6 protein-coding genes are annotated in these 6,036 nt (G+C 40.7%); all 6 read right to left on the bottom strand.

The features are described from left to right. Positions 1-33: 33 nt before the first annotated feature. Positions 34-1,095 carry a branched-chain amino acid ABC transporter permease gene (locus L1765_RS13670; protein WP_236408048.1) on the bottom strand — a complete coding sequence of 354 codons (1,062 nt, stop codon included), beginning with the start codon at positions 1,093-1,095 and terminating at the stop codon, positions 34-36. A gap of 5 nt (positions 1,096-1,100) precedes the next feature. Further along, complete coding sequence (locus L1765_RS13675) at positions 1,101-1,985, bottom strand: branched-chain amino acid ABC transporter permease (protein ID WP_236408049.1); 885 nt, start codon at positions 1,983-1,985, stop codon at positions 1,101-1,103. Then, entirely contained in the window at positions 1,986-3,890 is a 1,905-nt protein-coding gene (locus tag L1765_RS13680) for an AMP-binding protein (RefSeq protein ID WP_236408050.1), read from the bottom strand. It abuts the gene before it with no gap. Positions 3,891-3,901: 11 nt separating this feature from the next. Beyond that, positions 3,902-4,666, bottom strand: a complete 765-nt coding sequence (locus tag L1765_RS13685) for an ABC transporter ATP-binding protein (protein ID WP_236408051.1) — start codon at positions 4,664-4,666, stop codon at positions 3,902-3,904. Between the two features lie 241 nt (positions 4,667-4,907). Then, positions 4,908-5,117 (bottom strand): DUF1540 domain-containing protein, encoded by a 210-nt coding sequence (locus L1765_RS13690; protein WP_236408052.1) that lies wholly within the window; start codon positions 5,115-5,117, stop codon positions 4,908-4,910. Positions 5,118-5,277: 160 nt separating this feature from the next. Then, complete coding sequence (locus L1765_RS13695; RefSeq protein WP_236408053.1) at positions 5,278-5,472, bottom strand: hypothetical protein; 195 nt, start codon at positions 5,470-5,472, stop codon at positions 5,278-5,280. Between the last annotated feature and the right edge of the window lie 564 nt (positions 5,473-6,036).

The raw sequence follows: 6,036 nt of genomic DNA on the forward strand, positions 1-6,036 counted from the left end.
CTTTCACACCAGTTCCCCCTTTTTATTTTTTAATCAATATGAGAAGGGCCATATCTTGAAGTAATCCTTCAAGTTGCGCCACATCTTCGCGATCCCTTCCGGTTCATAAACCAGAAACAATATGATAATCGCTCCAAAAATAATCTCTCTAAATCCGGCAAATACAGCAGTTAAGTCAGGGAAGAAAGCTCCTAGCAAATTCATCAATTCTCTTAATATCACCGGAAGCAAGGTAATAAAGACAGCGCCATATATGGAGCCCATGACACTTCCCAACCCCCCGATTAAAATCATCGCCAAATATTCGATAGAAATTCCAATTCCGTAATACTCCGGACTGATCACCAATGTATAATGACCCATCAGACTTCCTGAAATTCCGACAAAGAATGAGCTGACCGCAAAAGCGATTATTTTGTACTTAAAAAGATCAATCCCCATAACCTCAGCAGCTAAGTCCCTATCCCGTACTGCAACCAAGGCTCTCCCCACCCTAGAGCGGAACAGATTCATCGTAAATAGGGTGGTAATAAAGAGAAAGACAAACATGAGATAGTAATAACTTATCTCTGAATCAAAAGAAAAATTCCCGATGGTTGGCCGCTGCACAACCAGTCCTGCCGTTCCTCCCGTGAGACTGTCCCAGCGGTTAATGATAAATATAATAATCACCTGAGCTGCCAAAGTGGCCATAGCCAAATATAATCCTTTTAACCGAAGGGAGGGAATTCCAAATAAAGCACCTACTCCTGCAGTGATAATCCCGGATATCGGCAATGCCACCCAAAAAGGAAATCCCAATTTCGTCGTAAGGATCGCCGAAGTATATCCTCCCACGCCCAAAAAAGCACCTACCCCAATGGATATTTGTCCGGTAAATCCGGTCAATATGTTTAACCCTATGGCTCCAATGGCAGCAATACCGGCTATGGTGGCCAAACTGATATAATATGGGGATGCAAGAATAGGGTAGATAAGAAACAGAGTAAGAATGATGATTACTCTACTTCTAACTCTTGGAATTTTGTATATGGCCATGTCCTGCCGATAGCTTATCCGAAATTCTCCACATCCCATCACAAATGGATTTTTCAAACCCATCACACCCTCTCTATCTCTCGTTTTCCGAATAGGCCATACGGTTTAAACATGAGGATCAACACAAGGATAATGAAAGGAACCACTTCCTTGACTCCGCCGCCTACCAGAGGATCAATATATCCACCAGCAAGACTCTCCAATATCCCAATGATAAAACCTCCAATAATCGCTCCGGGTATACTGTCCAATCCTCCAAGAAGTGCCACCGGAAGAACTTTTAATCCGATAGATGCCAAGGAAGAGTTCACCCCGTTAATATTTCCCAACAGTACGCCACCAACGGCGGATACGACAGCTGAAATGGCCCATGTAGCAGCAAACACCTTTTTTACGCTGATTCCCATTGATAAAGCGGCCTGCTGGTCATCTGCCGTTGCCCTCATGGCAATTCCCATTTTGGAATACTTGAAAAAGATGGAGAAAATGATAAGGAGAATAAAAACGATCACCAGAGACCAGAGATAGACAGGAGAAATAATAATTCCTCCAATATTTATGGGAGTCTCAGGGAAAATTTGCGGAAAAACCCTGGTATCTGTCCCCCAAATGATATGGGCGATACCGGCTAATAGACTGGATAAACCGATGGTGGCCATGATCATTGATATTACCGGTTCACCAATAAAGGGGCGCAGAACCACTTTTTCCACTAAAAGCCCTAAACCTGCACTGAAAATCAAGGTGATAAGGAAGGCAATAAAAAAGGGGATTTTATAGGCGGCCACTAAGGTTAAGGCTATATAGGTTCCTATTAACAGAAATTCTCCTTGGGCAAAATTAATGGCATCACTGGATTTGTAAATTAATACAAATCCCAAAGCAACCAATGCATAGACGCTTCCTACCACAAATCCGCTTACCGTTAACTGGAGAAAAAAGTCCACTTATGCCACCTCCCCATCCAAATCCATCACTTTTAGATTTGTACGAATAATCGTTTCTTTTCCGTCCCTGTATCTTACCTTTCCTTCCACATGGATCTCATCAGACGCGCTGTACAGCCCTTCTATTACCGGTTTATACTTCTCGGCTACAAATGCCCTTCTCACCTTTCTTGTTCTTGTTAACTCCTCATCATCAGCATCCAATTCTTTATACAATAAAACGAATTTCTTAATCCTTGCTTTTTCGGGCAATTCAAGGTTTATCCGCACAATCTCTTTTTGTATCAAATCCAACACTTCCGGTTTTTGAGAGAGATCTGTATAGGTTGTATAGGCAATCTGATTCACTTCTGCCCATCTTCCAACATTGGCCATATCAATGTTGATCATGGCAACCACATAAGGCCTATCCTGCCCAATGGCGACCGCCTCTTTTATATAGGGGCTAAATTTTAATTTGTTCTCAATAAACTGGGGAGAAAACAGTTCACCGCTGTGAAGCCGAATCACATCCTTTAGACGGTCTATCACCATGAGATGACCATCATCATCGATAAAACCAGCATCTCCGGTTCTAAGCCATCCGTTATCGATCGTCTCTTCTGTTGCTGTTTCATTTTTGTAATATCCGACAAAGACGCTGGGGCTTTTGATTAAAATTTCCCCCTTTTCTGAAATTTTTATCTCCGTTCCCGGTATAGGGACCCCCACACTGTCAAACTTAATATCTCCATCCCGATGGACAACGGCAATTCCTGCCACCTCTGTTTGTCCATAGATTTGTTTCAAGTTCACTCCAAGGCTATGAAAAAATTTGCTGATATCGGGTCCAAGGGCAGCTCCTCCTGTATAGGCCCACTTAATCCTCAACAGTCCAAGATGGTCCTTGATTGCTGAAAATATTAAATAATCTCCAAGCCGATACATCCATTTTTCCCATAGGGATAACTTCTTTTTTTCCAGAACGGCATCTGCCCTTTTCATTCCGTAGGGCATAAACAGCTCATACAATTTCCTTTTGATCCAACTGGAATCCTGAATTCGTACCTGGATTTTTGAAACCATATCTTCCCAAATGCGGGGAGGAGAAAAAATCATATGGGGACCAATCTCCCTCAAGTTTTCTTGCACAGTGGTCGGTTCTTCGGGGAAATTTACGGTAAAACCAACAACTAATGAAGCAGAGATGGCCATCATTTGTTCTCCAATCCATGCCAATGGAAGAAAGGATAAAAATTCATCATCTGTCTCCACAGAGTCCATTGACATGAGGCTTTCCCCCATGTTCACCAAGTTCTGATGGGTTAGCATAGCACCCTTTGGAAATCCGGTTGTTCCTGATGTATAACAAAGGATGGCCACATCTGATGACTTCCCCAATTCAACCTGCTCTATGTAATAATCGGGATGCTCCAGAGAAAACGTCTCACCCAGGTCCTTCACTTCTAAAAAACTCATTAACCGGGGATGATGATAATGCCGAAGTCCTTTCGGATCATAGTAAATAATTTTTTGAATGTGTGGTATTTCTTCTTCAACTTCCAGAAGTTTATCAACCTGCTCCTGATCCTCCACGACAACAAATTTTGCATCGGAATGATTTAAAACATAAGCAATCTCTTTTGGCAGCGAATCCTGATAAATTCCAACGGAAACACCACCCAAAGATTGGGCAGACAACTCTGAAATCACCCATTCCGGACGATTATCCCCCACAATGGCCAATTTATCTCCTCTTGCAAACCCCATACAGGCCAATCCCATAGAAAACGCTTTCACTTCTTCCAAATATGATTGCCAAGTCCATTCCTGCCAAATTCCATAATCCTTCTCTCTAAGAGCGACCTTGTGTCCGATTGTTTTTGCTTTTTCCACTAAAAGCTGAGGCAATGTTTTATCTATCACAGCTACACCTCCTATCCAACCTGTTCTTCACCCAGATATGCCTCGATCACTTGAGGGTTTTCCTGAACCTCCTTCGGTGTTCCAAAACCAATAAGTCTTCCGAAATCAAGTACCGCCACATGATGGGACAAGTCCATCACTACCCCCATATCATGCTCAATCAAAACAATGGTGGTATTCTTTTCCTCATGGATGTCTAAAATAAATCTGGCCATATCTTCCTTCTCTTCGGCATTCATCCCGGCCATAGGCTCATCCAATAATAGGAGTTTAGGTTCCAATGCGAGGGCTCTTCCAACCTCAACCCTTTTTTGCAATCCATAGGCCAATGTTCCTACAGGTGAGTTTCGAATATGTTCAATTTCCAGAAAATCAATGATTTCCTCAACCGCATATCTGTTTTCTTCCTCTTCTTTACGGGTTTTTCCCCAATATATTCCCCCTGAAATAACCCCCGATTTCATCCTAACATGTCTTCCTAACATTAAATTCTCAAGTACTGTCATGTGCTTAAACAATTCAATATTTTGGAATGCCCTGGCAATTCCCATTTCCGCGCGTTTGTAGGCCGGAATCTTCGTAATATCTGATCCGTCAAAAATTATTTTTCCAGCAGACGGATGATATAAACCGCTGATGCAATTTAACATGCTTGTTTTACCCGCTCCATTGGGGCCAATGAGAGCAAATATTTCTCCTTTCTCTACAGCAAAACTGACATGGCTTAAAGCTGCCACCCCTCCAAAATGCAATGAAATTTCTTCTATTCTGAGCAATCGCTCACCCCCTCGAAAATATATATGTTTATTATAAATATACAAAATATTTTAAGTCAATATAAAATTCATAATATTTTATATATTATTTATCTAAAAAGTAAAAAATAGAACCGCCTTTTGATACCTGAATACTGCCCAGGATCATGATCACCATTACATGCTAATTAAGACAATAAATCCCATTAAAAATGGCGGGGAAAAACTTCCCGCCATGAAATACTTTTGAATAAAATACCCATTACCTTCTGGGCTTAAACGTATGGCAACAAGTGTCTGCAGAAGAAGTCGCCATATCTTGGTGACTTGTCTCTACTCCAATATTGGCAAATTCTTCATTGTATGTTGCATTGGCATGCCGATCAATTTCAACCATGATGGCAGGTGCAACACAATTGTTTCCTTGTCCCCAATATTCACAATTGGATACACTACATTTTACTTCAGGCACATTTACTCCCCCTTTCTTTTCATAGGGTGACCATTTTTTGTTGGTTGCATTCATCCTTATTATAGATGCGGAACTTTTTAAGCAAAAAAAGAACCCGGCATGACCGCCGGGTTAAGATAAGACTTTTAAAGAGATAGAAAAGAGGAAACTCCATTTGGAGTTAAACTGCCATCGCATGTTTAAATTCACTAATTTTTCCCTTTTGAAGTTTACGGATAAAATGTTCCTTATCTAAAATAAAACCCATATCAGAATTTAAATATTTACAGGCAAAGTACCATCGATCAATATCAGTCACAACAAATGGTTTTTTTTCATTTTCATAAACATAACAGCAGCCCTCAAATTGTGTCATAACAATCACTCCTAATTTCATTTTGTGTTTAACTGTATTATAACACCATTGATGTAATACAGCAATAGGTTTTTAAAATTTTGTTGCATAACAGATGCCTTTTTTTAAAATACAATAAACGGAACTAAGGAATTCACTAAGGACAGCCTTCGAGTTCGTTCTCAGCGAGAGGCAAAGGACGGGAATTAGCCCTCAAACTGTCACCATCTTTAAATTACCCAGATGTTTTTGAGGGCTCCGTTCTTTAGACTTGAAGCGGACTTTAATAAACATCTGTGCCAGAACTCGACTAGCGGACGTGTGAATCTTTGATATGAAAATAATTCCCTCCCGGGTCATACTGATCTAAAAATGTCAAGTGCTTGGTATCAATTTCCAGATAAAAATGGGTATAGGGATGCCCGGGATAATCGTTGTAAATGTTTCCAGTAGTTATGATGCAGTATTCTTCTGAACTTCGTATCCTAATTGACGCACCTTAGCGATAAAATATCTTTCCATTCGTTCTTGGTTTCGCTTCTGTAAAAAGTCTTCACCTAACTCTTTATAGTGATCATCGTTTAA

The organism is Microaerobacter geothermalis, assembly GCF_021608135.1.
GTDB lineage: Bacteria > Bacillota > Bacilli > DSM-22679 > DSM-22679 > Microaerobacter > Microaerobacter geothermalis.

Coding starts and splice junctions, on each gene's coding strand:
- L1765_RS13695 (WP_236408053.1), bottom strand. CDS start 5,472: ATGACACAATTTGAGGGCTGCTGTTATGTTTATGAAAATGAAAAAAAA.